Source organism: Arcobacter suis CECT 7833, assembly GCF_003544815.1.
Classification (GTDB): domain Bacteria; phylum Campylobacterota; class Campylobacteria; order Campylobacterales; family Arcobacteraceae; genus Aliarcobacter; species Aliarcobacter suis.
Window position 1 is genome coordinate 2,518,107 of the sequence record NZ_CP032100.1, and the last position, 24,454, is coordinate 2,542,560.

At 28.9% G+C, this 24,454-nt stretch carries 25 protein-coding genes; 17 read left to right on the forward strand and 8 right to left on the reverse strand.

All coding sequences use genetic code 11. From position 1 onward, the window contains the following. Nucleotides 1–13: 13 nt before the first annotated feature. The 4 genes from lpxA to mreC are packed head-to-tail and all read left to right on the forward strand — an operon-like array spanning nt 14 to nt 3,908. Nucleotides 14–796 (forward strand): acyl-ACP--UDP-N-acetylglucosamine O-acyltransferase, encoded by a 783-nt coding sequence (lpxA, locus tag ASUIS_RS12915; RefSeq protein ID WP_118887490.1) that lies wholly within the window; start codon nt 14–16, stop codon nt 794–796. A gap of 11 nt (nt 797–807) precedes the next feature. Then, a complete protein-coding gene (clpX, locus tag ASUIS_RS12920; protein ID WP_118887491.1) occupies nt 808–2,028 on the forward strand; it encodes an ATP-dependent Clp protease ATP-binding subunit ClpX in 1,221 nt (406 codons plus the stop codon). A 13-nt stretch (nt 2,029–2,041) separates the two neighbouring features. Beyond that, nucleotides 2,042–3,073: a rod shape-determining protein gene (locus ASUIS_RS12925; protein ID WP_118887492.1), complete on the forward strand. Its 1,032-nt coding sequence runs from the start codon at nt 2,042–2,044 to the stop codon at nt 3,071–3,073. Further along, entirely contained in the window at nt 3,066–3,908 is an 843-nt protein-coding gene (mreC, locus tag ASUIS_RS12930; protein WP_118887493.1) for a rod shape-determining protein MreC, read from the forward strand. Before ASUIS_RS12925 ends, mreC begins: the two co-directional genes overlap by 8 nt. Here mreC and ribE read toward each other — a convergent pair. After that, entirely contained in the window at nt 3,898–4,509 is a 612-nt protein-coding gene (gene ribE / locus ASUIS_RS12935; protein WP_118887494.1) for a riboflavin synthase, read from the reverse strand. The two genes, mreC and ribE, sit on opposite strands and share 11 nt — an antisense overlap. A gap of 157 nt (nt 4,510–4,666) precedes the next feature. Between ribE and mnmG the strand changes: the two genes are divergently transcribed. The 5 genes from mnmG (at nt 4,667) to recJ (ending at nt 12,151) form a co-directional block, all read left to right on the forward strand. Next, on the forward strand, nt 4,667–6,538 hold the full coding sequence (gene mnmG / locus ASUIS_RS12940; RefSeq protein ID WP_118887495.1) for a tRNA uridine-5-carboxymethylaminomethyl(34) synthesis enzyme MnmG: 1,872 nt from the start codon (nt 4,667–4,669) through the stop codon (nt 6,536–6,538). A 1-nt stretch (nt 6,539) separates the two neighbouring features. Further along, complete coding sequence (locus ASUIS_RS12945) at nt 6,540–7,376, forward strand: hypothetical protein (RefSeq protein WP_118887496.1); 837 nt, start codon at nt 6,540–6,542, stop codon at nt 7,374–7,376. Nucleotides 7,377–7,474: 98 nt separating this feature from the next. Then, entirely contained in the window at nt 7,475–8,860 is a 1,386-nt protein-coding gene (gene ccoG, locus ASUIS_RS12950) for a cytochrome c oxidase accessory protein CcoG (protein ID WP_118887497.1), read from the forward strand. Nucleotides 8,861–8,969: 109 nt separating this feature from the next. Further along, entirely contained in the window at nt 8,970–10,586 is a 1,617-nt protein-coding gene (locus ASUIS_RS12955) for a CTP synthase (protein ID WP_118887498.1), read from the forward strand. After that, complete coding sequence (gene recJ / locus ASUIS_RS12960; RefSeq protein WP_118887499.1) at nt 10,586–12,151, forward strand: single-stranded-DNA-specific exonuclease RecJ; 1,566 nt, start codon at nt 10,586–10,588, stop codon at nt 12,149–12,151. The genes ASUIS_RS12955 and recJ overlap by 1 nt, the downstream gene beginning before the upstream one ends. Here the strand turns inward: recJ and ASUIS_RS12965 are convergent. After that, complete coding sequence (locus ASUIS_RS12965) at nt 12,146–12,736, reverse strand: FlgO family outer membrane protein (protein WP_226799929.1); 591 nt, start codon at nt 12,734–12,736, stop codon at nt 12,146–12,148. The two genes, recJ and ASUIS_RS12965, sit on opposite strands and share 6 nt — an antisense overlap. 20 nt (nt 12,737–12,756) lie before the next feature. After that, complete coding sequence (locus ASUIS_RS12970; protein ID WP_118887501.1) at nt 12,757–13,413, reverse strand: FlgO family outer membrane protein; 657 nt, start codon at nt 13,411–13,413, stop codon at nt 12,757–12,759. 162 nt (nt 13,414–13,575) lie between these two features. Here ASUIS_RS12970 and ASUIS_RS12975 point away from each other — a divergent pair, with 162 nt between their 5' ends. From ASUIS_RS12975 to ASUIS_RS13000, 6 genes are read left to right on the forward strand one after another with little or no spacing between them, the layout of a single operon-like run. Further along, nucleotides 13,576–14,127 carry a DJ-1 family glyoxalase III gene (locus tag ASUIS_RS12975; protein ID WP_118887502.1) on the forward strand — a complete coding sequence of 184 codons (552 nt, stop codon included), beginning with the start codon at nt 13,576–13,578 and terminating at the stop codon, nt 14,125–14,127. A 43-nt stretch (nt 14,128–14,170) separates the two neighbouring features. After that, nucleotides 14,171–14,935 (forward strand): UDP-2,3-diacylglucosamine diphosphatase, encoded by a 765-nt coding sequence (locus ASUIS_RS12980; RefSeq protein WP_118887503.1) that lies wholly within the window; start codon nt 14,171–14,173, stop codon nt 14,933–14,935. Next, the gene (locus ASUIS_RS12985) at nt 14,916–15,683 is read left to right on the forward strand and encodes a patatin-like phospholipase family protein (protein ID WP_192894427.1); all 768 of its coding nucleotides are present in this window, start codon (nt 14,916–14,918) and stop codon (nt 15,681–15,683) included. Before ASUIS_RS12980 ends, ASUIS_RS12985 begins: the two co-directional genes overlap by 20 nt. 24 nt (nt 15,684–15,707) lie before the next feature. Further along, nucleotides 15,708–19,253 carry a DNA polymerase III subunit alpha gene (gene dnaE / locus ASUIS_RS12990; protein ID WP_118887504.1) on the forward strand — a complete coding sequence of 1,182 codons (3,546 nt, stop codon included), beginning with the start codon at nt 15,708–15,710 and terminating at the stop codon, nt 19,251–19,253. Further along, on the forward strand, nt 19,250–20,038 hold the full coding sequence (gene surE / locus ASUIS_RS12995) for a 5'/3'-nucleotidase SurE (RefSeq protein WP_118887505.1): 789 nt from the start codon (nt 19,250–19,252) through the stop codon (nt 20,036–20,038). Before dnaE ends, surE begins: the two co-directional genes overlap by 4 nt. A 10-nt stretch (nt 20,039–20,048) precedes the next feature. After that, nucleotides 20,049–20,312, forward strand: coding sequence for a hypothetical protein (locus ASUIS_RS13000; protein WP_118887506.1), 264 nt, complete (start codon nt 20,049–20,051; stop codon nt 20,310–20,312). A 12-nt stretch (nt 20,313–20,324) separates the two neighbouring features. Here ASUIS_RS13000 and ASUIS_RS13005 read toward each other — a convergent pair whose 3' ends face one another. Together ASUIS_RS13005 and moaC are read right to left on the reverse strand one after the other, a co-directional pair. Continuing rightward, nucleotides 20,325–20,588, reverse strand: coding sequence for an HP0495 family protein (locus tag ASUIS_RS13005; protein ID WP_118887507.1), 264 nt, complete (start codon nt 20,586–20,588; stop codon nt 20,325–20,327). Further along, nucleotides 20,581–21,069 (reverse strand): cyclic pyranopterin monophosphate synthase MoaC, encoded by a 489-nt coding sequence (gene moaC, locus ASUIS_RS13010; protein WP_118887508.1) that lies wholly within the window; start codon nt 21,067–21,069, stop codon nt 20,581–20,583. The genes ASUIS_RS13005 and moaC overlap by 8 nt, the downstream gene beginning before the upstream one ends. Nucleotides 21,070–21,188: 119 nt before the next feature. Between moaC and rpsU the strand changes: the two genes are divergently transcribed. Further along, entirely contained in the window at nt 21,189–21,401 is a 213-nt protein-coding gene (gene rpsU, locus ASUIS_RS13015; protein ID WP_041655391.1) for a 30S ribosomal protein S21, read from the forward strand. An 82-nt stretch (nt 21,402–21,483) separates the two neighbouring features. Here the strand turns inward: rpsU and ASUIS_RS13020 are convergent, their stop codons facing one another. The 3 genes from ASUIS_RS13020 to trpA all read right to left on the reverse strand — a co-directional run bounded on the left by ASUIS_RS13020 (nt 21,484) and on the right by trpA (nt 23,508). Continuing rightward, a complete protein-coding gene (locus tag ASUIS_RS13020) occupies nt 21,484–21,849 on the reverse strand; it encodes a hypothetical protein (RefSeq protein WP_118887509.1) in 366 nt (121 codons plus the stop codon). A 166-nt stretch (nt 21,850–22,015) separates the two neighbouring features. Then, nucleotides 22,016–22,753: an arginyltransferase gene (locus tag ASUIS_RS13025; protein ID WP_118887510.1), complete on the reverse strand. Its 738-nt coding sequence runs from the start codon at nt 22,751–22,753 to the stop codon at nt 22,016–22,018. A gap of 2 nt (nt 22,754–22,755) precedes the next feature. Beyond that, the gene (gene trpA, locus ASUIS_RS13030; RefSeq protein ID WP_118887705.1) at nt 22,756–23,508 is read right to left on the reverse strand and encodes a tryptophan synthase subunit alpha; all 753 of its coding nucleotides are present in this window, start codon (nt 23,506–23,508) and stop codon (nt 22,756–22,758) included. A gap of 133 nt (nt 23,509–23,641) precedes the next feature. Here trpA and panB point away from each other — a divergent pair, with 133 nt between their 5' ends. After that, on the forward strand, nt 23,642–24,451 hold the full coding sequence (gene panB / locus ASUIS_RS13035; RefSeq protein WP_118887511.1) for a 3-methyl-2-oxobutanoate hydroxymethyltransferase: 810 nt from the start codon (nt 23,642–23,644) through the stop codon (nt 24,449–24,451). Nucleotides 24,452–24,454: the final 3 nt, after the last annotated feature.

A 24,454-nucleotide genomic window follows, 5' to 3' on the forward strand; every position in this document is an offset into this window, starting at 1 on the left:
AATAGGCAAATAAATGAATAATATTCACAAAACAGCAATAATTGAAGAAGGTGCAATTTTAGGTGATAATATCACTATTGGAGCTTTTACAATTATTGGTAAAAATGTAAAAATTGGTGATGGAACAATTGTAGATTCTCACACTTTGATTGATGGAAAAACTACTATTGGTAAAAATAATCATATCTTTTCTCATGCATCAATTGGAACAATTCCTCAAGATTTAAAATTCAACGGTGAAGATGTTGAATTAATTATTGGAGACAATAATAAAATAAGAGAGTATACTCTTTTCAACCCAGGAACAATTGGTGGGGGCTCTATTACAAAAATTGGTAGCAATAATCTATTTATGGGTTATGTTCATGTTGCCCATGATTGTATCATTGGAGATAATTGTATTTTTGCAAATGGTGCAACACTTGCAGGTCACGTTGAATGTGATGATTTTGTTGTAGTTGGTGGATTAACTCCAATTCATCAATTTTGTAAAATTGGAACTCAAGTAATGATAGGTGGAGCATCAGCAGTTGCTCAAGATATTCCTCCATTTTGTTTAGCAGAGGGGAATAAAGCAGTTCTAAGAGGATTAAATCTAACTGGATTAAGAAGAAGATTTGATAATAGAGAAGATATTGACGCAATAAAACATGCTTACAAAGAACTTTTTGAATTAGGAAAACCTCTTCAAGAAGTAGCACGAGAATTATTTGAAACAGATGAAAATAAACATGTAAAAGAATTAGCAAGTTTTGTATTAAATACAAAACGAGGTATTCCTTTTAACAGAAAGTAAATAGGTATAAAATGAGTAAGATTATATGTGATTTTTGTGGTGCAACAGACACAAAAGATAATCCTGTAATTGCGGGAGATAACGCTTGTATTTGTAAAGCTTGTGTAACAGCTGCAAATGAAATAATGAATGGAAATCTTCCAGTAGAAGATTTAAATAATAAAATTACTCCAGCGGAAACAAAAGAGATTAAAATTAAAACTCCTGCTGAACTTAAAAAAATATTAGATGAATATGTAATAGGACAAGATAGAGCTAAAAAAGTTCTTTCAGTTGCTGTTTATAATCACTATAAAAGAATTTTTAGACATAATGAAATTGATGATGATACAGAACTAAATAAATCTAATGTACTTTTAATAGGACCAACAGGTTCAGGGAAAACTCTACTTGCCCAAACTATTTCTAAATATCTTGATGTTCCTTTAGCAATAGCTGATGCAACAAGTTTAACAGAAGCTGGTTATGTTGGTGATGATGTTGAAAATGTAGTAACTAGACTTGTTCAAGCCGCAGATGGTGATATTAAAAAAGCTGAACGAGGAATAATATTTATTGATGAAGTTGATAAAGTTGCTCGTATGAGTGAAAACAGATCAATTACGAGAGATGTTTCAGGAGAGGGTGTTCAACAAGCTTTATTAAAAATTGTTGAGGGTGCTGTTGTAAATGTTCCACCAAAAGGTGGAAGAAAACATCCTGGTCAAGATGCACTTCAAGTTGATACTACAAATATTTTATTCATTTGTGGTGGAGCTTTTGATGGGTTAGAAGATATTATCAAGAAAAAGCATGGTGGAAATATACTAGGTTTCAATCAAGATAAAAAAGGTAAAAATGACCACGATAAAGTTTTATCAAAAGTTGAAGCGGATGATTTAGTAAAATATGGTTTAATTCCTGAATTAATAGGAAGACTTCATATGGTTGCAACTTTAAATGAAATTACAGAAGACGATATGGTTCATATTTTAACTGAACCAAAAAATGCGCTAATCAAACAATATATCAAACTATTTCAAATGGATGATGTTAAACTTGAATTTGAAAAAGATGCGTTAAAAGAATTAGCAAAACTTGCAATTATTAGAAAAACTGGGGCAAGAGGATTACGTTCAATCTTAGAAGATATTATGTTAGATATAATGTTTGATCTACCAAAATATAAAAATAAAACAATAACTATTTCAAAAGATGTTGTTCTTAAAATAAAAGAACCAAAAGTAGCATAGAAAGGATAAAAAAGTGTTTTTAGATAAATTAATAGGTCTTTTTTCAAGTGATATGGCAATTGACTTGGGAACAGCAAATACGATTGTTTCAGTAAGAGGTAAAGGTATAATTATAAATGAACCATCAGTTGTTGCGGTTCAAAGTGATAAACATGGAAAAGATAGAATTTTAGCAGTTGGTCAAGAAGCTAAACAAATGATTGGAAAAACTCCTTTAAATATTCAAGCTGTTCGTCCTATGCAAGATGGTGTAATTGCCGATTTTGAGATGACTGAAAGAATGATTAGATATTTTATTGAAAAAGCACACTCTAGAAAATCATTTATTCGTCCAAGAATTATTATTTGTATTCCTTATGGAATTACTCAAGTTGAAAAAAAAGCAGTTGAAGAATCAGCTATGAGCGCAGGAGCAAGAGAAGTATTCCTAGTAGAAGAACCAATGGCAGCTGCAATTGGTGCTGGAATTCCAGTATCTGATCCAGCTGGATATATTGTTGTAGATATTGGTGGAGGAACAACTGAAATTGGTGTTACATCACTTGGAGGTTTAGTACTTTGTAAATCTATAAAAGTTGCTGGTGATAAATTTGATAAATCTATTATTGAACACGTAAGACAAAATTACAACTTATTTATTGGTGAAAGAACTGCTGAAAACATCAAAATAGAAATTGGAACGGCAATTAAACTTGATACTGAATTAAAAATGAAAGTAAAAGGAAGAGATAATTCTGGATTACTTTCAACTATTGAATTAGGAAGTGAAGGTGTAAGAATTGCAATAAAAGAACCATTAAAAGAGATTGTTTCATCAATTAAAAGTGTTCTTGAAAATATGCCTCCAGATTTAGCAAGTGATATTGTTGATAATGGAGTAATCATCACAGGTGGTGGAGCATTAATAAGAGGATTAGATGTATATCTAAGTGATATTATTAGACTTCCAGTTAAAATTGCAAATGAGCCTTTATTATCAGTTGCATATGGAACAAGTCAAGTTCTTGACGAACCAGAGTTACTTAAACTAATTACTAATGCGTAAATTCATTTTTGCATTACTTTTTATAATTGCAGGTTTATCTTATCTTTTTGAGATAGATGAACTGCTAATTAAAAAATTCACTTTTCTAAATGACTTTAAGAATTTATATATTAGTAAAGTTATTAATTTTTCTACATCTTTTGAGAAGCATTTTAATCAAGCGGAAACAATTGAGAAGTTAAAAGTTGAAAATACAGAATTAAAAGAATACAAAATATTGTACACAAACGTACAAAATCAACTACATACTTTAAAAGAATTTTTAGTAAATATTGATGTTCCAGAAAACAAATCTAAAATTGAAATTGTAAAAGTTCTTTCTTACATAAATTATAATGATTTTACAAAAGTTTGGTTAGATAAAGAAATAGAAAATGACACAATTTTAGGTCTTATTACAGATAACTATTCAGCTGGAATTGTTGTAAATAAAAATGGTCACGCAGTTGGATTATTAAATGGAAATAAAGAGTGCTCTTATGCTGTTTTTGTTGGCGAAGAAAAAGCTCCTGGAATTATTACTTCATCTAAAAATCAAGATGAATTAGAAATAAAATTTATACCTGTTTGGGCTGAAATAAAAAAAGGTGATGAAGTTATAACATCAGGTATGGATAATATCTTTTTTGAAGGTTTAAAAGTTGGAAGAGTTATTCAAGTTACAGACCTAGCAGACATGAAAATTGCAACCGTAAAACCTTATGTAAATGTTCTAAAGAAAAAGTATTTTTACACTTATAAAAGCACTGGTGAGTTTACAAACTATAATGTAGTAAAAAAAGAAACTCCTAAAAATGAAGTGCCAGTAGAAAATAAAAAATCTTCTAATAACTAGCCATAACCTTATCAACATCATCCCAAGATAAAGTTTTTTCACTTCTTTTGAACATATTGTAAATATATCTAGCAAACATATCCGTTTCAAGATTTACTTTTGTTCCCACTTTGTATCTTTTAAATAAAGTATTTTGTATTGTATGAGGAATAATCGTAAGTCTAAAAGAATCTTTTAAAACTTCATTTACAGTTAATGAAACTCCATCAATAGTAACACTTCCTTTTGGAATTATAAATTTTAAATATTCATTTGGTAATGAGATAAAAAAATCCGTTGAATTTCCATTTGATTTAATAGATTTAACTGTTCCTAAACAATCAACATGCCCTTGAACAATATGCCCTTCAAATCTATCACCCATCATCATCGCAGGTTCCATATGAACTTCATCTTTATAGTTTTCCATTGCAAGGATTTTTTGAGATTCTGGTGATAGTTCAACACTAAATGTACCACTTGTTACTTTTACAACTGTTAAACAAGCTCCATTAATAGCAATTGAATCCCCTATTTTTGGCTGATATTTAGCTTTTAGTGTCAAATAATTGTTTTGAAAACTAACAACCTTTGCCATCTCTCTTATAAGTCCTGTAAACACTTAAAAAACCTTTTGATAAATTTTAGGTATAATATCTAAAAATTGTTAAGAAGCTAATTTTAACTACTTTTCGTAAATTTCTTAGATAAGTGGAAGAAAACATTTATCTAAGAAATTTCCCAAATATAAAATCACAAAAAAACATATAAGGAATAATATGGATTATGACGTAATCGTTGTTGGTGGTGGTCATGCAGGAATTGAAGCATCACTAGCAAGTGCAAGAATGGGTAAAAAAACTCTTTTAATAACTATGTTAGTAGAACAAATTGGAGCAGCTAGTTGTAATCCAGCTGTTGGTGGACTTGCTAAAGGGCATTTAGTTCGAGAACTTGATGCGATTGGTGGAGAAATGGGACTTTGTACAGATACTGCAGGTATTCAATTTAGAATACTAAATGCTAGTAAAGGTGCAGCAGTTCAAGGAAGTCGAGCGCAAATTGATATGGATAAATATAGAGAGTATATGAGAAAAGTTTGTCATAATACTCCTAATTTAGAAGTTTATCAAGATGAAGTATCTTCACTTTTAGTAAATGATAAAAACGAAGTTTATGGAGTTAAAACAAAATTAACTGAACAATTCACTTCTAAAAAAGTTATCATAACAACTGGTACTTTTATGAGAGGACTTATTCACATTGGTGAAAATAGATATGATGCAGGAAGAGCTTGGGAATTACCATCAAGTACTTTATCAATTCAATTAAAAGAGTTAGGATTAAATGTTGGAAGACTAAAAACAGGAACTCCATCAAGAATTGATGCAAACTCTATTGATTTTTCAGTTATGGATATGCACGGTGGTGATGTAAATCCATCTCCATTTTCATTTAGAACTGATAAATCAAAATTTGCTCCAACACAATTTCCATGTTATATCACATACACAAATCTAAATACACATGAAAAAATCTCTTCAAACTTTTATCGAGCGCCACTTTTTACAGGGCAAATTGAGGGATTAGGACCAAGATATTGTCCAAGTATTGAAGATAAAGTAAATAGATTTTCAGAACGTGATAGACACCAACTATTTTTAGAACCTCAAACTGCTATGTGTACAGAGTATTATATAAATGGTCTTAGTACTTCTTTACCAATTGATGTTCAAAAAGATATGATTCACTCAATAAAAGGTCTTGAAAATGCAAAGATTGTTAGATATGGATATGCAATTGAGTATGATTATATTGATCCAACTGAGTTAAAACATACCCTTGAAACTAAGAAAATCAAAAATCTTTATAATGCTGGGCAAATAAATGCAACAACAGGTTATGAAGAAGCAGCAGCGCAAGGATTAATGGCGGGAATTAATGCAGCACTTGCAATTGATGGAAAAGAACCATTCATTCTTAGACGTGATGAAGCATATATTGGAGTTTTAATTGATGATTTAGTTACAAAAGGAACTAATGAACCATATAGAATGTTTACATCACGTGCTGAATATAGACTTCTTTTAAGAGAAGAAAATGCTGATTTAAGACTAAGTCAATATGGTCATAATCTTGGATTAATAGATGATATTACAATGGCAAAAGTTGAAAACAAAAGAAAAGTTTTAAATGATGCAATTGAATTTATGGCAAATGAATGGCTAACTTCTAAAAAAGAGACTTTAGAACTTCTTGAGTCAATTGATGAAGAAAAAATCAATGATAAAGTTTTACTTGTAGATTTAATAGGAAGAAGCACTATTGATGCTCCTAAATTTGATAAATTAGTTCCAAGTTTAGCGCATATTGATGAGTATTTAAAAGAACAAATCATTATTGAAGCAAAATATTATAGATATATTCAAAAACAACAAAAACAAATTGAAAAAATGAAAAAGATGTTGAAAACAACTATCCCTGAAAACTTCTCTTTCAAAGGATTAGCTGGATTATCGAATGAAGTTATTGAGAAGCTAGAAAAGCACAAACCGCCAACACTTTTTAATGCAAGTTTAATTTCTGGAATTACACCTGCAGCTTTGGATATTATTCATTTAAATATAAATATTAAGCAAAAAGAAGCTTAATATGCAAGTTTATTTATATGCTAAAAGTGGCCATACAATCGGACTTGAAGCTACAAAAAGATGTGCTGTAGTTGCAAATGCATTAAAAGAATTTGAGCCAATTTTGTGTACAAGTGATTTTAGAGCAGGAGCATTTGCTAAAGATAATTTAGGTGTTAAAAAATATGTAAATATTGATGTTGCAAGAAATCTTCATAATATGATGAATAGAGGTGATATTTTAGTTTATGATACACCAGAAGTAAATGAAAATATGAAAGAAGAGATGAAAGAATTTTCTTCTTTACTTTATGAAATTGGTGAAGAATTAAATGGGATCATTGTTGATGAATCTATTTATACAAAAATCTCGAATCCAACACTTGAAAAAACTATTTTTTTTGGAGATGATGATTATAATAACCTTTTTTTAGATGTGGCAAAAGAATCTGAGAAGTTTGACATTAATCTGCTAATGGGACACTATTTCTTTTTAGGAAATGAAAAAATACTTGTTAATCATTTTTCAAATGTAATTGATGAAGAAGAGTATGTTCAAACTATTCAAAACTCAAAATATCTTCTAACAGCTTCACTTCAAACTGCACTTGAATCACTTAGCTGTGGTAATAAACCTGTATTATTTAAAAGAGTTGATAAAAGTTATGATGAAATATTAATTTCAGAATTAAATCTTCCAGTTGTAGAATTTACAAATTTAAAAGAATTAATTAATCAATTTGAAAGTGTAATAAAAAACTATCCAACTATTAACAATTTTAAAATTGCAAACTTAGATAAAATAGTTTTAGAAATAAAAGAAAAAATAGATTTATACAAAAAATTAACACAAATATAACTATCACAAATATCTTTATATAACTAAATCTTATAATTTATTATGCAAATTATAAGGTTGCTTTATATAAAATTGTAAAAAATTATAAAGGTTTTATAATGAACGAGAAAAATGAGTTTTTAGAAAAAACTCCTTACAGATACAGAAGATATATTGGTTATATGATAGCTAGTATTGTTGCGTTAAGTTTGCCCTTTATTAGAATTGATGGGAATCATGTTTTCTTACTCTCTTTTGATAAAAAACAGTTGCATTTACTTGGGACAGCATTTGATATGCAAGAACTTTATTTAATGCCATTTTTATTAATGCTCCTATTTTTAGGGATTTTTGCAGCAACTTCGCTAGGTGGAAGAGCTTGGTGTGGTTGGGCATGTCCACAAACTATTTTTAGGGTAATTTATAGAGATTTAATTGAATCTACACTTTTAGGTTTAAGAAGAATTAAAAATAAACAAAAAGAACCTGATTTATCAAAAGCTGAAAATAAAACAAAAAAAGTTATAGGGCTTATAATTTGGTCATGTTTAGCTCTTGTTGCTGCAGCTGACTTTATGTGGTTTTTTGTTCCGCCTGAAGATTTCTTTGAATATTTACAAAATCCAGCAGAACATCTATTTTTAATTGGTTTTGTTTTAGCAATTGCCGCATTTTTAGTTTATGATGTTGTATTTTTAAAAGAAGATTTTTGTGTTTATATCTGCCCTTATTCAAGAGTTCAATCTGTTTTATACGATAATGATACATATCAAGCCATTTACTCTACAAATAGAGGTGGAACAATTTATAATGAGCATAAAGAAAAAATCATTTTTAAAGCAAAAGATTTACCTGAAAGTACAAATGAATGTACAACATGTGAATCATGTGTAACAGTTTGTCCAACACATATTGATATTAGAAAAGGTTTACAACTTGAATGTATAAACTGTTTAGAATGTGTTGATGCCTGTACAAGTGTTATGGGGAAATTAGGAAAACCATCTCTTGTTCAATGGTCTAGTACAAATGCAATAAAAAATAATATTCCTACACAAATGGTTAGAAAATCAACTGTTATGTATTTTGTAGCTTTAGTTGTTGTAATTGGGCTTTTATTTGTAATGGGTGGAGAAAAAGAGCATATGCTTTTAAATATTAATAAAACTACTCAACTTTACAAAGTTAAAGAAAACAATGTTGTAAGTAATAGTTTAGTTCTTCTATTCCAAAATACGGAATCACAACCGATGACTTATGATTTAGAAATTGTAGATAATCCAGATATTAAAATAACTAGATTTGAACCATTTACTTTAAGTCCAGGAAAACTTGCAAAAAAAGTAGTTATTTTAGAAACTGATAAAATCTTAGTAAATGATAATACTAAAGATACACCTATAACAGTTACTCTTAAAGCCTTTGCAAAAGAAGATCCAACAAAAGTTGTAGTACTCAGAAAAGCCGTATTTATCTACCCTAGACTAGATAAATTAAAACAATAAAACCTAGATAAGAGAAATCTCTTATCTAGCCTAACTTAACTTACTTATCAACAAAACTTAGATACAATCGCGATTATATATTTATTAACTATTTCATGGAGTATTTTTAATGACAAAATTCATTTTTGTAACAGGTGGAGTTCTTAGTTCACTAGGAAAAGGTATAACTTCTGCTTCTATTGCAACAATATTAAAACAATCAGGCTTTAAAGTGAGTATGCTTAAAATCGACCCTTACTTAAATGTAGACCCAGGAACAATGAGTCCTTTAGAACATGGGGAAGTTTTTGTTACAGCAGATGGTGCTGAAACAGACTTAGATTTAGGAAACTACGAAAGATTTATTGATAAAACTTTAACTAAAAAAAATAGTTTTACAACAGGACAAGTTTACCAAAGTGTAATTAAAAGAGAAAGAGAAGGTGGATATTTAGGTAAAACTATTCAAGTTATTCCACATGTTGTTGATGAAATAAAAGAAAGAATTTACGCAGCAGCAGATGATAATGAATTTTTAATAATAGAACTTGGTGGAACAGTAGGAGATATTGAAGGCTTACCTTTTATGGAGGCTATCAGATCTATTAGACATGAACTTCCAAAAACTAATACAATGAATATTCACTTAAGTTTAGTGCCTTATATCAAAGCAGCGGGTGAACTTAAAACTAAACCAACTCAACATTCAGTTCAAGAGTTAAGAAGAATTGGTATTACTCCTCATATGTTAGTTTGTAGAACGGAAAGAGAATTACCAAAAAATTTAAAAGATAAATTAGCATTAGCTTGTGATATTGATAGAAATGCAGTTATTGAAGCTGGTGATGCACAATCTATTTATCAAGTTCCATTACAATTTATTAAAGAAGGAATTTTAACTCCTTTATCTGAACATTTTAATATAAAAATCAAACCAAATATGGAAAAATGGGATACTTTAGTTAAAAATATTTTAATTCCTCAAAGTGAAGTAACAATCGCTTTTGTTGGAAAATATTTAGATTTAAAAGAATCTTATAAATCACTAATTGAAGCACTTATTCACGCAGGTGCTCATTTAAGTACTAAAGTAAATATTCATTGGTGTGATAGTGAAAGAATTGAAGATGTTGGAGCTTATGATATTATTGGAAATTCTGATGCTATCTTAGTTGCTGGTGGATTTGGACACAGAGGTGTTGAAGGAAAACTAGCAGCTATTAAATATGCAAGAGAGAATAAAATTCCATATCTTGGAATTTGTCTTGGAATGCAATTAGCAATTCTTGAATTTGCAAAAAATGTATTAGGAATTGAAGATGCAAACTCAATTGAATTTGATCCAGATACAAAAAATCCTTTAATTTATTTAATTGATGAATTTATTGACCAAAGTGGAAATAAACAATTAAGAACTCATGAATCGCCAATGGGTGGAACAATGAGATTAGGTGAATATCCATTTGAGCCATTAAAAGGTACTCATTTACAAAAAGCATATGGAAATGAAGATGTTTATTATGAAAGACACAGACACAGATATGAAGCTAATCCTAAATATAAAGAAGTATTAGAAAATGCGGGAATGATTATTTCAGGTCAATCAAATGGATTAATTGAAGCGGTGGAAATAAAAGATCATCCTTGGTTTGTTGGAGTTCAATTCCATCCAGAATTTACATCACATTTAGAGACACCAAATCCTATTATTTTAGAGTTTGTAAAACAAGCAACTAAAAGAAAATAATGTCGAAAATCACAAAAAGTAGACTTTTTGAACTACTATCTGCAAGACACTTGAATAATCCTTATTCAAAGCTTGCAGACCTTCCCTCTCCTGAAAAATTCAAAGATATAGATATTGCTTGTAAAAGAATCAAAAAAGCTATTTTAGAAAAAGAAACCATTACTATTGTTGGTGATTACGATGTTGATGGAGTTATTTCAACTACAATTATGCTTGATTTTTTTAATACAATTGGAGTTAAAGTAAATCATATTATTCCAAATAGGTTTGAACATGGATATGGTTTATCTACTAAAATTGTTGATTTAATTAATGAAGGTTTAGTAATCACTGTTGATAATGGAATTTCTGCATATGATGCTTCTGTTAAATTAAAAGAAAAAAATATTGATTTAATAATCACTGATCATCATACAGTTGGAGCTAAAATTCCAATTGCACTTGCAATAGTAAATCCTAAGCAGCATGATTGTAACTTTGAATTCAAAGATATTTGTGGCGCTCAAGTTGCTTGGTATTTATGTGCAGCCATTAAAAAAGAGATGAATTTAGATGTAAATATGTCAAACTTCCTTGATTTACTTTGTGTTGCTATAATTGCTGATATTATGCCTATGACCGCGCTCAATTACACCATTGTAAAACAAGGTCTTAAAAAAATAAAAACCTCATCAAGGGAAGCTTTCAAGAAACTAAATGAAATTATGTCAAAAGAGATTTTTGTATCTGATGATGTGGGATTTTTTATTGCTCCAAAACTAAATAGTGCAGGAAGAATGGATGATGCTAGTGTTGCCTTATCATTTTTACTTTCAAAGAGCTCAAATGCTGCAAATGAATCATTATCACTTTTAGACGAATTAAACAATTATAGAAAAACTCTACAAGAAGAGATTTCAAAAAAAGCAGAAGCAAAAACTGATAAAAAAGATAATGCAGTTATTGTTTGGGGTGAGAATTGGCATGAGGGAGTAATTGGAATAGTTGCTTCAAAGTTATCGAATTCCCACAAAAAACCAGCTTTTATATTTTCAATTCATAATGGAATTGCAAAAGGAAGTGCAAGGGCAAATGCAAATATAAATTTATATGACATTATTACTAAAGCAGCTCATTTATTACTAGGATATGGCGGGCATAAAAATGCGGCAGGATTATCTTTAAAAGCAGAAAACTTAGAAGAGTTTAAAAGTATTATAAATAAAGAATTAGAAAACTCAAAAGAAGATTTGCATATAGAACCTATTACTTTAGGTGAACTTGATGTATCAAGTGTTGATTTAGAATTTTTATCAATTATAGAAAATTTTGAACCTTATGGTTTAGAAAATCATAGACCAATTTTTAAAATTTCAAATACAACTTTAGTAAAATATGATTTAATTGGTCGTGATAAAAATCATTTAAAATTAACTTTAAATAGTGATGGAGTTATATTTGAAGCTTTAAAATTTAATGACTCAAATATAAATATAGCTTCAAATTTAGATTTAATTGTAAGTGTGAGTAAAAATGAGTTTAGAGGAGAAATAACTCCTCAGTTTTTAATTCAAGATATTTTATAAAACAACATGTGGACGATAACTTGGAGTTGGTTTTTTATTCTCTTGTTGTTTTTCACTTTGTAATCGCTCACCTTCTAAATCTAAAATTTCATCATCAATTTCAGTTCTTTCATAAGACGAAGATAAAATATTTCCATTTCTAATATCAATTAATTTAATAAACACATTTAAACTTTTACTAGTTAATGAATACGTCCCAACAACAGCATACTTCTCTTTTGTAATTTTATTTGATGCAATATTATCTTTATTTCGTGTTAACAAATTAAAACCATTTGCCCCAAACTCAAACTCTTTGCCAAGTTCTATCTCTCTTACAATAATATTTTGAGATACTAAACTATCTTTTAACATACTAGAAAGTAAAAATCCTAATTGAGATTTATTTTTTAATTTATCTAAATTAACAAAATCAGATACTAAAACAACTTCTTGTGGTGAAATATTTCTTTTAATTTTACTTGCAGATTCATCAACAAGTTTTGAGACTAAAGAGTGAAAATTATTTGATCCATTTATAGGATTTTTGTATGCGCAAGAAGTTAAAGAAAGGGCTAAGAAAATTGAAAATATTACAAATTTCAATTTTCCTAAAAATTCAAATATCATTTTGATGATCGTTCTTTTACTATATTTATAGTTCTAGCAGGTGCACAATCTTTAAAAATTATACAATCATTTGTAATACCATGCTCGTATGTTGCTCTCGCACTTGTAATAATTTTACCTGTAATATTATCAATTACTCTAGCATTTAACATGATTTTACCTGATAATCTTGAGTAAGTTCCTACTACAACATAAGTGTTAGGTATTTTATTTTTTAACTCATGGGGTTTTCTTGAGATAAAATATTCACCTTCATCGTTTACAGAAACAGCCATTTGACCTCTAAATTCAGTAATATCGAAACCTCTATTTGAAAGTTCATTTATCAAACTTTCACTCACAACTCTTCCAAATTCAGTAGTTTTTTTGAACTCATCTAATCTAACAAAAGAAGTAATTAATATCGGTTTATTCGTATCCATCTTTTTATTTTGTAGCATTTGAGCAGCTAAAGATGCTATTGTTGATTCTAATGTATTTTGAGTAGTTACATTTTTTTGCATATCAGCAGCAACTTCTAAATGTTGTTTAGTAGTTTGTACTTTATCATATTCTTTTGCAATAGGATCACTACTTCTACTTACTGTACATCCTGTTACAAAAAATAAAAATGTACCTGCTAATATACTTGTCTTAAGAATACTTTTGAACATTAAAAACCCCTTTTCATAATTATTTAAATTCTATTTAAAGTTTGCTTAGATATTCTTGAATGATTGTTTACTACTTTAAAATAATGATTATATCCTAGATTATGCAAGTTTAGAATTTAAATTTTAATAATATGTAATCAATTAAATTTATAAGGAAAATATATGCCAAACATTTTAATAACTATATCAAATGGATTTGAAGAGATAGAAGCTATTTCAATAATTGATATTTGCAGACGTGCAAATATAAAAGTAACTATTGCAGGAGTTGAAGGATTAGAAATTAGTGGAGCACATGGTATAAAAATAATTTCAGATGAAAAAATAGAAAATATTTCTAGTGATGATTTTGATATGATAGTTTTACCAGGTGGATTACCAAATGCTTTTACTTTGGCAGAAAATAAAAAAGTTCAATCATTATTAAAAGAGTTTAAAAACAAAAATAAAAAGATTGGTGCTATTTGTGCTGCTCCTTATGCTTTACATAAAGCAGATGTATTAAATGAAAATTATACTTGTTACCCTAGTTTTGAAAAAAAGATTAAAGAAAATGGTTATCATGCAGATGATAATGTTGTTATTGATAGTAATGTAATTACTTCAAGAGGACCTGCAACTGCAATGATTTTTGCACTTGAAATAGTAAATCTACTTTGTGATAAAGAAATTTACAATGGTGTAAAAGATGGTTTATTAGCAAAAGATTATTAATTTTTGTCGATAAATTGTAACCAAAAAAATTTAAAATGCTTGGATGAAATACAAAAGCATTTTTATATCAGATATTCATTTGGGAACTCGTTTTTCAAAGGCAAAAGTTCTTCTAAATTTTTTGAAACACAATAATTGTGAAGAGTTATTTTTAGTGGGAGACATCGTCGATGGTTGGGCAATAAAAAGAAAATTAATCTGGCCTCAATCACACTCTGACGTAATTCAAAGAATATTAAAAAAAGCAAAAAAAGGTACAAAAGTAACTTTTATTACTGGTAACCATGATGAGTTTTTAAGACCCTTTGTACCTTTACTTTTAGGAAATTCTTTAAATATTACAAATGATTTAGAATATATGGGAATAAATGGGAAAAAATATTATGTAACCCACGGTGATTTTTTTGACTCAATTACAATGACTAAAAAATGGTTAGCTGTTTTAGGTGACTATGGATATGACTTACTTTTACATCTAAATGCAATACTAAATTTTATTCGAAAAACTATAGGTATTAAAAAATATTGGTCCCTTTCAAAATACATAAAAGATAGTGTAAAATCTTCTGTTTCATTCATCAATGACTTTGAAACAGTTTTATCAAATCATGCAAAAAACAAAGGATATGATGGTATTATTTGTGGACATATTCACAAAGCTGAAATTAGAGATATAAATAAAATAGAATATTTAAATTGTGGAGATTGGGTTGAATCTTGTACGGCAATTGTTGAAACTTTTGATGGAGAATTTATGATAATTAATTGGTTAGAAAAAGATACAACAAATGAAAATTCCAACAAATAACCTAGCTTTAGTTCTTGGTGGTGGAGCTGCTCGTGGTGCTTTTCATTTGGGTGTGTTAGATTTTTGTGAACAACATAATATTGAAATCCAAGCTTATAGTGGCTCATCTATTGGAGCAATTATAAGTGCTTCCCATGCAAGTGGAATAAAAGCAAAAGAACAACTAAAAATCTTTGGCTCAAAAGAGTTAAGACAAGCCCTGAAATTTAACTATTTCAGAAATGGTTTACTAAGAATTGATGCCTCAAATAAAATCATAAAAGAACTTCTTCCAATAGAAAAACTTGAAGATATTCCAAAACCTGTTTGGATAAATGCTTATGATTTAAAAAAGAAAAAATTACACTATTTTAATAGTGGGAATACAATTACTTTATGTATAGCATCAAGTGCTTTAGTTCCTATTTTTAAACCAGTTAGTTATGAAGGAATGTATCTTATTGATGGTGGATTATTTGATAATATTCCAATTAAACCTCTTCAAGACAAAAATTATGATATTTATGCAATAGATTTATTTGCAAAAGAGCATAAAACAATAGTTAAAAAATCAAATCCTCTAAAAGAGATAAAAAAATCCCTTTTTAAACAACTCCACGAAAACCATAAATACTCAATGGAAAATACAAACTACTATTTAGGAAGTCAGCATATAAGAAACTTCTCATTATTTACTTTTCAAGAACTTGAAGAGTGTTTTAAATTAGGTATTAAAGAAGCTCAAAATCATTTTTTAGATACACTATAAATAAAAACTAAAAAGATTTATATTATGTCTGATACACCAAAATTTACCCATCTACATTTACATACAGAGTATTCACTACTTGATGGTGCAAACAAAATAAAACCCCTTGCTAAAAAAGTAAAAAAAATGGGAATGACAAGCGTTGCTATGACTGACCATGGAAATATGTTTGGAGCAATTGACTTTTATAATGCAATGAGAGCTGAGGGAATTAAACCAATTATTGGGATGGAAGCCTATATTCACAATAGTGAAGATATTGGCGATAAAACAAATAGACAAAGATTTCACCTTTGTTTATATGCAAAAAATGATATTGGTTACAAAAATCTAATGTTTTTAAGTTCTCAAGCTTATATGCATGGTTTTTATTATTATCCTCGAATTAATAAACAACTTCTAAAAGATAATGCAGAAGGTTTAGTTTGCAGTGCTGCTTGTTTACAAGGTGAAGTAAACTGGCATCTAAATACTCAAAGTGAAAGAAATGTAAAAAATGGTGCAAAAGGTTATGAAGAAGCAAAAAAAATAGCTTTAGAATATAAAGAAATTTTTGGAGATGATTTTTATTTAGAAATTATGAGACATGGAATTAGTGACCAACATTTTGTTGATGACCAAATTTTACGAATCTCAAAAGAGACAGGAATAAAAGTAGTTGCTACAAATGACACTCACTATTTAGAGCAAAAAGATGCCGATGCTCACGAAGCTTTCATGTGTATTGCCATGAATAAACTTTATGATGATCCAAAAAGATTAAGACATAGTGTTCATGAATTTTATTTAAAATCACCAGAACAAATCGCAAAATTATATGCTGATATTCCTGAAGCGTTAGAAGCCACTCAAGAGATAGCTGATAAATGCAATTTGGAAATAAAACTAGGAAACCCAACTCCTCCAAATTTTAAATTTACAAGACAAAAATCAGAAATTTCAAATTTAGTTTTACCAGAACCAGATGTTGAATATTCCCTTGAAAATGACAAAATTTTATTTATTCATGAGTGCAGAATTGGTCTTGAAGATAGATTAAAAATTGTTCCACCAGAACATCATCAAGAGTATCGAGATAGACTTGAAGTAGAAATTGAAATCATAAATAATATGCGGTTTCCAGGATATATGCTTATCGTTTGGGATTTCGTAATTGTTGCAAAACAAATGGGAATTCCAGTAGGTCCAGGACGGGGTTCGGCGGCTGGAAGTTTAGTTGCTTTTTCTTTAAAAATCACAGATATTGACCCTATTCCTTATGGTCTGCTTTTTGAGAGATTCCTAAATCCAGAAAGGGTTTCAATGCCCGATATTGATATGGACTTTTGTCAAGCAAGACGGGGTGAAATTATTGATTATGTTGTTCAACAATATGGTCGAGCGAACGTTGCACAAATTATCACCTTTGGTAAACTCTTAGCAAAAGGGGTAATTAGAGATGTTGCAAGGGTTCTTGATATGCCTTATGCAAGAGCTGATGCGATGGCAAAACTTATTCCCGATGAATTAGGAATAAATCTAACAAGTTCTTATGAAAAAGAGCCAAAGATAAAAGAACTTTGTGATGCAGATCCACAAGCAGCAAGAGTTTGGGAATATGCTTTAGCGTTAGAGGGATTAAATAGAAATGCTGGAACTCACGCAGCGGGAGTTGTTATTTCAAATGAGCCTTTATGGAAAAAAACTCCGCTTTTCAAACCTTCAGGACTAGATACTCTTGCTACTCAATATAATGGAAAGTATGTTGAGGATGTGGATTTAATCAAATTCGACTTTTTGGGTTTAAAAACCCTAACAGTTATTGAAGAAGCAAATAAACTAATTGAGCAAAGACATGGAAAAAGAGTAGATTTTATCACAGCAGATGTGAATGACAAAGGTGTTTATGATCTGATTCAAACTGGAAATACAATGGGACTATTTCAAATCGAGTCCGATGGTATGCAAGATTTATGTAAAAGACTTAAACCTTCAAATTTTGAGGATATTATCGCCGTTCTTGCCCTTTATAGACCAGGTCCAATGGAATCAGGAATGCTTGATGACTTTATTGATAGAAAACATGGTCGTGCTGAAATAAACTACTTTTATGATGAATTTGATGCACCTTTAAGACCAATTCTAGAAACTACCTATGGAGTTATTGTTTACCAAGAGCAAGTTATGCAAATCGTTCAAACTATTGGAGGTTTTTCACTTGGAGGCGCTGACTTAGTTAGACGGGCAATGGGTAAAAAAATCAAAGAAGAGATGGATAGACTAAAAGGTGAATTTGCAGATGGTGGAGTTAAAAAAGGTTATCAAAAACCTCACTGTGAAGAGTTATTCGACCTAATCGTAAAGTTTGCTGGATATGGATTTAACAAATCTCACTCGGCAGCTTATGCACTAGTTACTTTTTATACTTCATATCTAAAAAAATATTATCCATCAGAATTTATGGCAGCACTTTTAACTCTTGAAAAAGATAATACAGACAAAGTTGTTAAATATGTGGATGAAGTAAAAAGATTGGGACTTGACCTATTCCCACCTGATATTAATAAATCTGATTTAGTATTTTCAGCAAAAAAAATAGAAGATAAAGAAGTTGTAATGTTTGGAATGGGTGCCATAAAAGGTGCAGGTGATGTTGCAATTAACTCTATTTTAAAAGCTAGAAATGAAGGTGGATTATTTACAGATTTACCAGATTTTATCTCAAGAATTGATGGAAGTAAAGTAAATAAAAGGGTAATTGAATCTTTAACAAAAGCTGGAGCTTTTGATGGTTTTGGATATTCAAGACAAGCTTTACTTAATCAAATAGAAAAAATAGTTGAAACAGTTGGAAAAGCTGCCGTTGCAAAAAAAATGGCAACAGGTTCACTTTTTGGAGATAGTGATGAACTTACAAAAATAGATATTGAACTTGAACATCTTCCCGAATTTGAAGCAAAAGAGATTCTTGAACTTGAAAAAGCCTCTTTAGGATTTTATGTATCTGGGCATCCGCTTGATGAATATAGGGAACAACTTGATAAGATTAATTATACTTTATCATCTCAAATTGATGAACTTGAAGATGGAAGCCAAGCTTTATTTGTAGGAAAAATTGAAAATATCACTGAAAGAATTTCAAAAAAAGGTAATAAATTTGGAATTGCAACTATCATGGATTTTCACGGAACTATCGAACTTATGCTTTTTGAAGATAGATTAAAAGAATTAAAAGATGATTATGATTTAAATGAACCAATAGCTTTTAAAGTAAGAATTTCAAAGGATGAAAACTTCACAAGAATGAATATTCTAAAAATTGAAAGCATCAAAGAAGCAAAAAACGAAAAAATTAAAACAAAACAAAAAGAAGTTGTTGAACCACCACTAACAATAGCAATACCTTTTTCGAATGACGAAAATTTGATGTACAAATTATTTGATATTGTGGCAAATAATCAAGGAAAAAGAGAATTAAAAATTTTGATTAAATCAAAACTTGCTGATTTAGAACTAGAAACTGGATTTAAAGTAACTTCTCAAGTGGAAAATTTAATACAACAACTAGAGGGAGTATATATAGTAGCATGAAACATATCCTACTAACAAATGATGATGGTTTTGATGCAGTTGGATTAAAAGCCTTAATTGAGGCCTTAAAACCAATTGCTAAAATAACAGTTGTTGCACCAGCACGTAACAAATCTGCTTGTGGTCACTCATTAACTTTGGATAAACCATTAAGAATGGTTTGGGTTGATGATGATTTTTATAAAGTTGATGATGGAAGTCCAACGGATTGTGTATTTATTTCAATAAGTGATTTATTCAAAGAAGGAAATATTCCTGATTTAGTAATTAGTGGAATAAATATTGGTGCAAATATGGGTGAAGATATTACATATAGCGGAACTGCCTCAGCTGCAATGGAGGCTGTAATTCATGGAATTCCTGCAATTGCAATCTCTCAAGTATGTAATGATAGATGTCAAGATATACAAAATAATTGGGATTTTGAACTGGCAAAGAGTGTAATTGAGGAACTTGCTAGCAAAATATTAGATAAAAATTTCCCATTAGATGAAAGAAAGTTTTTAAATGTTAATATTCCACCTATAAAAGCCAAAGACTGTAATGGTATAAAAGTTACAAAAGCAGGATTTAGAGAGTATGGAAATGATACTCATAGGCATCTAAATCCAAGAGGTGAAGAGTATTATTGGATTGGATTGCATCCATTACTTTGGAAACCATCAGAAAATAAAGATTGTGACTTTGAAGCAATAAAAGCTAATTATGTATCAATTACACCGATTATGCTTGATATGACTTCTTATAATGATATAAAATCAGTTGAAAACTGGTTAACTAAATAAAAGGAAACAGATGAATTTTACAAACTCTTTACTAAAACATATTGACAAGTTAGTTGGTACGTTAAGATCAGATGAACAATTACAAGAGATATTAAAAAGAAAATTTACAAAAAAAGAGTATAAAATTTTTGTAGCTTTTGAAGAAGGAAAATCTATTGAAGAGATTAAAACTCTTGTAAAAGATGATGAAGAAACAATTGAAAAACACTATAAAGTTGCTTGTAAAAAATTAAATCAAGAAAAATTTAAACAAGAATTAGTATCTTACGAATAAGATACTAATTAATTATAAAACCATTTTAATATTAGAATGGTCACCTAACATTTTATAAATCTCTGTTCTATCATCGTCATTATGAACCAAAAGTTCAAGAGTATAACTTTTATATTTACCTTTACTACTAACTTTTGACTCTTTAACTTTATGTTCTCTACTTGAAACAACTTCTTTTACAGTTACATGTATATCAATATGTTCTAAAACAACTAGTTTATATTCCCAAGAACATGGATAATTTAGAACTAATTTTTCTTTGCTTAAATCAATCATTATTTAAATCCTCTCTAATAAAATCACCACTTTTACCACCTGATTTTTTCTCTAATTGCACATTAGAAATAACCATAGATTTATCAATTGCTTTTACCATATCATAAATAGTCAATAATCCAATAGAAACACCTGTTAAGGCTTCCATTTCAACACCAGTTTGTCCATTTAGTTTAGCTGTAACAATTAGTTTAAAGCCTGGTAATTCAGCTTTTTCTTCAACATCACAATTTATTCCACTCAATAACAAAGGATGACACATAGGAATTAAATCACTTGTTTTCTTCACACCCATAATTGCGGCAACTACAGCTGTTTGTAAAACTGGACCTTTTTTTGTATTATTTGAAATAATCGCTTCAAATGCATCTTGTGACATAGAAATTTCACCACTTGCAATTGCAACTCTTCTAGTTTCATATTTATCAGAAACATCAACCATTTTAGGTCTGTTATTATCATCTAAGTGTGTTAAATTCAAAATATTCCTTTGTATTAAAAGTCAATTATATTCTAATATTTGTTAAAGTTAAATAAGGATTAAGTAAACTTTAAATATAATGCAAACCTAAAATTTTAAAAAGAAAGTGGGTGATTTTAGTGCCAGGCATAAAAGTTAAAGATAGCGAATCTTTCGACGAAGCTTATAGAAGATTTAAAAAACAATGTGATAGAAATCTTATTGTTACAGAAACTAGAGCTAGAAGATATTTTGAACCAATGACAGAAATTAGAAAAAAACAAAAAATATCTGCTAGAAAGAAAATGTTAAAAAGATTATATATGTTAAGAAGATACGAATCAAGATTATAATATTTTGATTTGTAAAAGCAAAACTCTATTTATAGGGTTTTGTTTCTTACATAAGCTAAAAAACAAAATTCAAATTGAAGATTTACTTCAACTCAAACTGAGAAATATACTCTTTTCCCCTATAAATTATTTTAAAATCCCATTTACCATTTTCTCTACCATCAATATATCGGTAATCATATGCAGAACTATCACCTGCTGGAATCAACATTTCTCTTGTTCTTGAAATTTCACCAGTTGGACTAACCCAATGAATTATAATTTGTTGCTCATTTTCATCTCTAATTATTTCAAATTTACATATAATTGAATTTTCATCTTCTAAAATTAAACAATCCACATTAGGATTGTAAGGAATATTTCCACTTACTTCTTGTTTATTTAATAAATTATCTTCTGCAAATAGTACATTAATAAGTAATAAAAAAGAAACTATATACTTAGTCATTTTTCTCTCTTTCTTTTATATTTATATATTTAATAAAATGTTGTCATTAATACTATTGTTAATGTTGAGCCATTAAAAAAATTGCTCTTTAGTAAATTTTACTAAGTAATAGCTAATAAACTACGAGATTATAACACAAAATATTCTACTTACTATAAACTCTATATTATAATTTATTATTTTCCCAAATTGATGTTTCATTAAGAGTTGGTCTATTCTTTAATATCTCAAAAGGAGAATACGCCTCTTTATATCCCATAGAAAAATGATCTTTTATCCAATATCCTAAATATATATATGGAATATTTAACTCTTTTGCAATTTTGATTTGTGCAAGAATAGAAAATTTACCTATTGATAAATCACCATAAGAGTGATCATAATAACAATAAATTGCTGAAATTGAATTTGGCAAAATATCAACCAAAGCAACACCTATTAATTTATCATCTTTAATATACAAAAACTCTTTTGCATACTCTTCTTTTGCTTCCACATAAGACTTCATATAATCATCTGGTTCAATTGGAGTATAGGGCCAATCTTTTTTATCATTCATGAATCTGTGATATTTATCATAAAGATTTAGATGTTCCATTGTAAGAGATGGTGGTCTTATATAAAGTTTTGTATCTTTATTTTTTGCTATTACTCTTTTTTCTGATTTTGAGAATTTATAATTCTTTACATCAATTCTCATCGAAACACATTTATTACAAGATTTACATTCTGGTACAAAATGCATTCTACCAAATCTTCTCCAACCTCGCTCTAACATATCTTGATAACTTGAAGTTGAACAAGAATAAATATATCTATATCTAATATCAGATATTTTATCTTCAAAATAAGAACAGTTTCTATTCTCTTCTAAAAATTCAATATCTGGATTCTGTATTTGCATAATTATTCGTTTATTTTTTCTTTTATTTCTTTTGCAACGCAAGAGATTTTTTTAATTTTTTCATCATTTGATAAACTATCATCAATTATATGTTTTACAAATGCACTTCCAACAATTACTCCATCAACACCCATAACTTTTTCTTTACAACTGTTTTCATCAACACCAAAACCAATATATAAAGGTGTGTTAGAATATTTTCTTATATTTTCAATAATTTTTGATAAATCTTCTTTTTGTCCACTTCCAGTAATTCCAGCATAAGCAACCATATAAATAAACTTTTGTGACTCTGTAACAATTTGTTTAATTCTCTCTTCACTATCAGTTGGTGCAACAAAAGAAACATTTACTTTATTATATTTTTTAAATAAATCTTCAAAATTTTGAGCCATTTCATAAGGTAAATCAGGAATTATTGTTCCTTTTATCCCAAACTCTTGCGCTTTTTGTAAGAATTTTTCCATTCCATAATGATAAAATGGATTTAAATATCCCATCCATAAAGTATCTATATCTTTAGCTATTTTTGAAGAAACTTCAAATAAATCTTTTAACTTAAATCCATTATTTAAAGCTATTAGATTTGCTTTTTCAATAACAGGACCATCAGCGACTGGATCTGAAAATGGAATTCCAAGTTCAAGTGTATCAACTCCAGCTTCTTTCATACTATATGCTAAATCTATTGTAAAATTATTATTTGGAAAAGATGAAGTGATATATCCAACTAGCTTTTTATCATTTTGTTTCATTAAAAAAAATCCTATTTTATATTTGCTTTCTATTTTAACAAAATTCATCTTTATTTATAAAACAAATCCTTAGAATAACTTATATTTTGATATAATCAAGACTAAATACAAATAAATTTATTAAGGTTTTTAAATGAGTATTATAAAAAATGATTTTGAAAAGATGAACATCACAAAAATTAGAAATTCAAAAAATAATAAAAAACTTACAGTAATTACAGCATATGATGCACTTTTTGCAAAACTTTTTGAAGAAATAGCTGATATGATACTTGTAGGAGATAGTTTAAATATGAGTTTTGCAGGTCGGGAAGACACTCTTTCTGCAACTTTAAACCAAATGATTTATCACACAAATGCTGTTTGTACAGGCGCTCCAAAAGCCTTTGTAATTACAGATATGCCTTTTGGAACTTATATTAATAAAGATGAAGCTTTAAAAAATTGCATAGAAGTATATAGACAGACAAAAGCTGCTGCGGTTAAAATTGAAGGTGGAGCTGATAAAGCTGACATTATTAAACATCTAACTACAAATTCAATAGCTGTTATGGGACATATTGGACTAATGCCACAATATGTAAGAAGTGAAGGTGGATATAAAGTTAGAGGAAAAACTCACCAAGACGAAAAACAATTAATTGATGATGCAATTGCCGTTGAAAAAGCTGGAGCTTTTGCTATTGTTGTTGAAGGTGTAATGAGCAATGTTGCAAAAAAAATCACTGAAGCGGTAAATATTCCAATAATTGGAATTGGAGCTGGAAATGTAACTGATGGTCAAGTTTTGGTTTGGTCTGATATGTTAGGATTTTTTGAAGAGTTCAAACCAAAATTTGTAAGACACTATTTAAATGGAGCAGATCTTGTAAAAGAAGCTGTAAATCAATATAGAAATGATGTTCAAGATAGTTCATTTCCATCAGCAGAAGAAGAGTATTAACAT

Excerpts from the sequence above, each read along its gene's own strand:
- lpxA (WP_118887490.1), top strand. The coding sequence starts at position 14 with ATGAATAATATTCACAAAACAGCAATAATTGAAGAAGGTGCAATTTTA.
- clpX (WP_118887491.1), top strand. The coding sequence starts at position 808 with ATGAGTAAGATTATATGTGATTTTTGTGGTGCAACAGACACAAAAGAT.
- mreC (WP_118887493.1), top strand. The coding sequence starts at position 3,066 with ATGCGTAAATTCATTTTTGCATTACTTTTTATAATTGCAGGTTTATCT.
- mnmG (WP_118887495.1), top strand. The coding sequence starts at position 4,667 with ATGGATTATGACGTAATCGTTGTTGGTGGTGGTCATGCAGGAATTGAA.
- ASUIS_RS12945 (WP_118887496.1), top strand. The coding sequence starts at position 6,540 with ATGCAAGTTTATTTATATGCTAAAAGTGGCCATACAATCGGACTTGAA.
- ccoG (WP_118887497.1), top strand. The coding sequence starts at position 7,475 with ATGAACGAGAAAAATGAGTTTTTAGAAAAAACTCCTTACAGATACAGA.
- ASUIS_RS12955 (WP_118887498.1), top strand. The coding sequence starts at position 8,970 with ATGACAAAATTCATTTTTGTAACAGGTGGAGTTCTTAGTTCACTAGGA.
- recJ (WP_118887499.1), top strand. The coding sequence starts at position 10,586 with ATGTCGAAAATCACAAAAAGTAGACTTTTTGAACTACTATCTGCAAGA.
- ASUIS_RS12970 (WP_118887501.1), bottom strand. The coding sequence starts at position 13,413 with ATGTTCAAAAGTATTCTTAAGACAAGTATATTAGCAGGTACATTTTTA.
- ASUIS_RS12975 (WP_118887502.1), top strand. The coding sequence starts at position 13,576 with ATGCCAAACATTTTAATAACTATATCAAATGGATTTGAAGAGATAGAA.
- ASUIS_RS12980 (WP_118887503.1), top strand. The coding sequence starts at position 14,171 with ATGAAATACAAAAGCATTTTTATATCAGATATTCATTTGGGAACTCGT.
- ASUIS_RS12985 (WP_192894427.1), top strand. The coding sequence starts at position 14,916 with ATGAAAATTCCAACAAATAACCTAGCTTTAGTTCTTGGTGGTGGAGCT.
- dnaE (WP_118887504.1), top strand. The coding sequence starts at position 15,708 with ATGTCTGATACACCAAAATTTACCCATCTACATTTACATACAGAGTAT.
- surE (WP_118887505.1), top strand. The coding sequence starts at position 19,250 with ATGAAACATATCCTACTAACAAATGATGATGGTTTTGATGCAGTTGGA.
- ASUIS_RS13000 (WP_118887506.1), top strand. The coding sequence starts at position 20,049 with ATGAATTTTACAAACTCTTTACTAAAACATATTGACAAGTTAGTTGGT.
- ASUIS_RS13005 (WP_118887507.1), bottom strand. The coding sequence starts at position 20,588 with ATGATTGATTTAAGCAAAGAAAAATTAGTTCTAAATTATCCATGTTCT.
- ASUIS_RS13020 (WP_118887509.1), bottom strand. The coding sequence starts at position 21,849 with ATGACTAAGTATATAGTTTCTTTTTTATTACTTATTAATGTACTATTT.
- ASUIS_RS13025 (WP_118887510.1), bottom strand. The coding sequence starts at position 22,753 with ATGCAAATACAGAATCCAGATATTGAATTTTTAGAAGAGAATAGAAAC.
- trpA (WP_118887705.1), bottom strand. The coding sequence starts at position 23,508 with ATGAAACAAAATGATAAAAAGCTAGTTGGATATATCACTTCATCTTTT.
- panB (WP_118887511.1), top strand. The coding sequence starts at position 23,642 with ATGAGTATTATAAAAAATGATTTTGAAAAGATGAACATCACAAAAATT.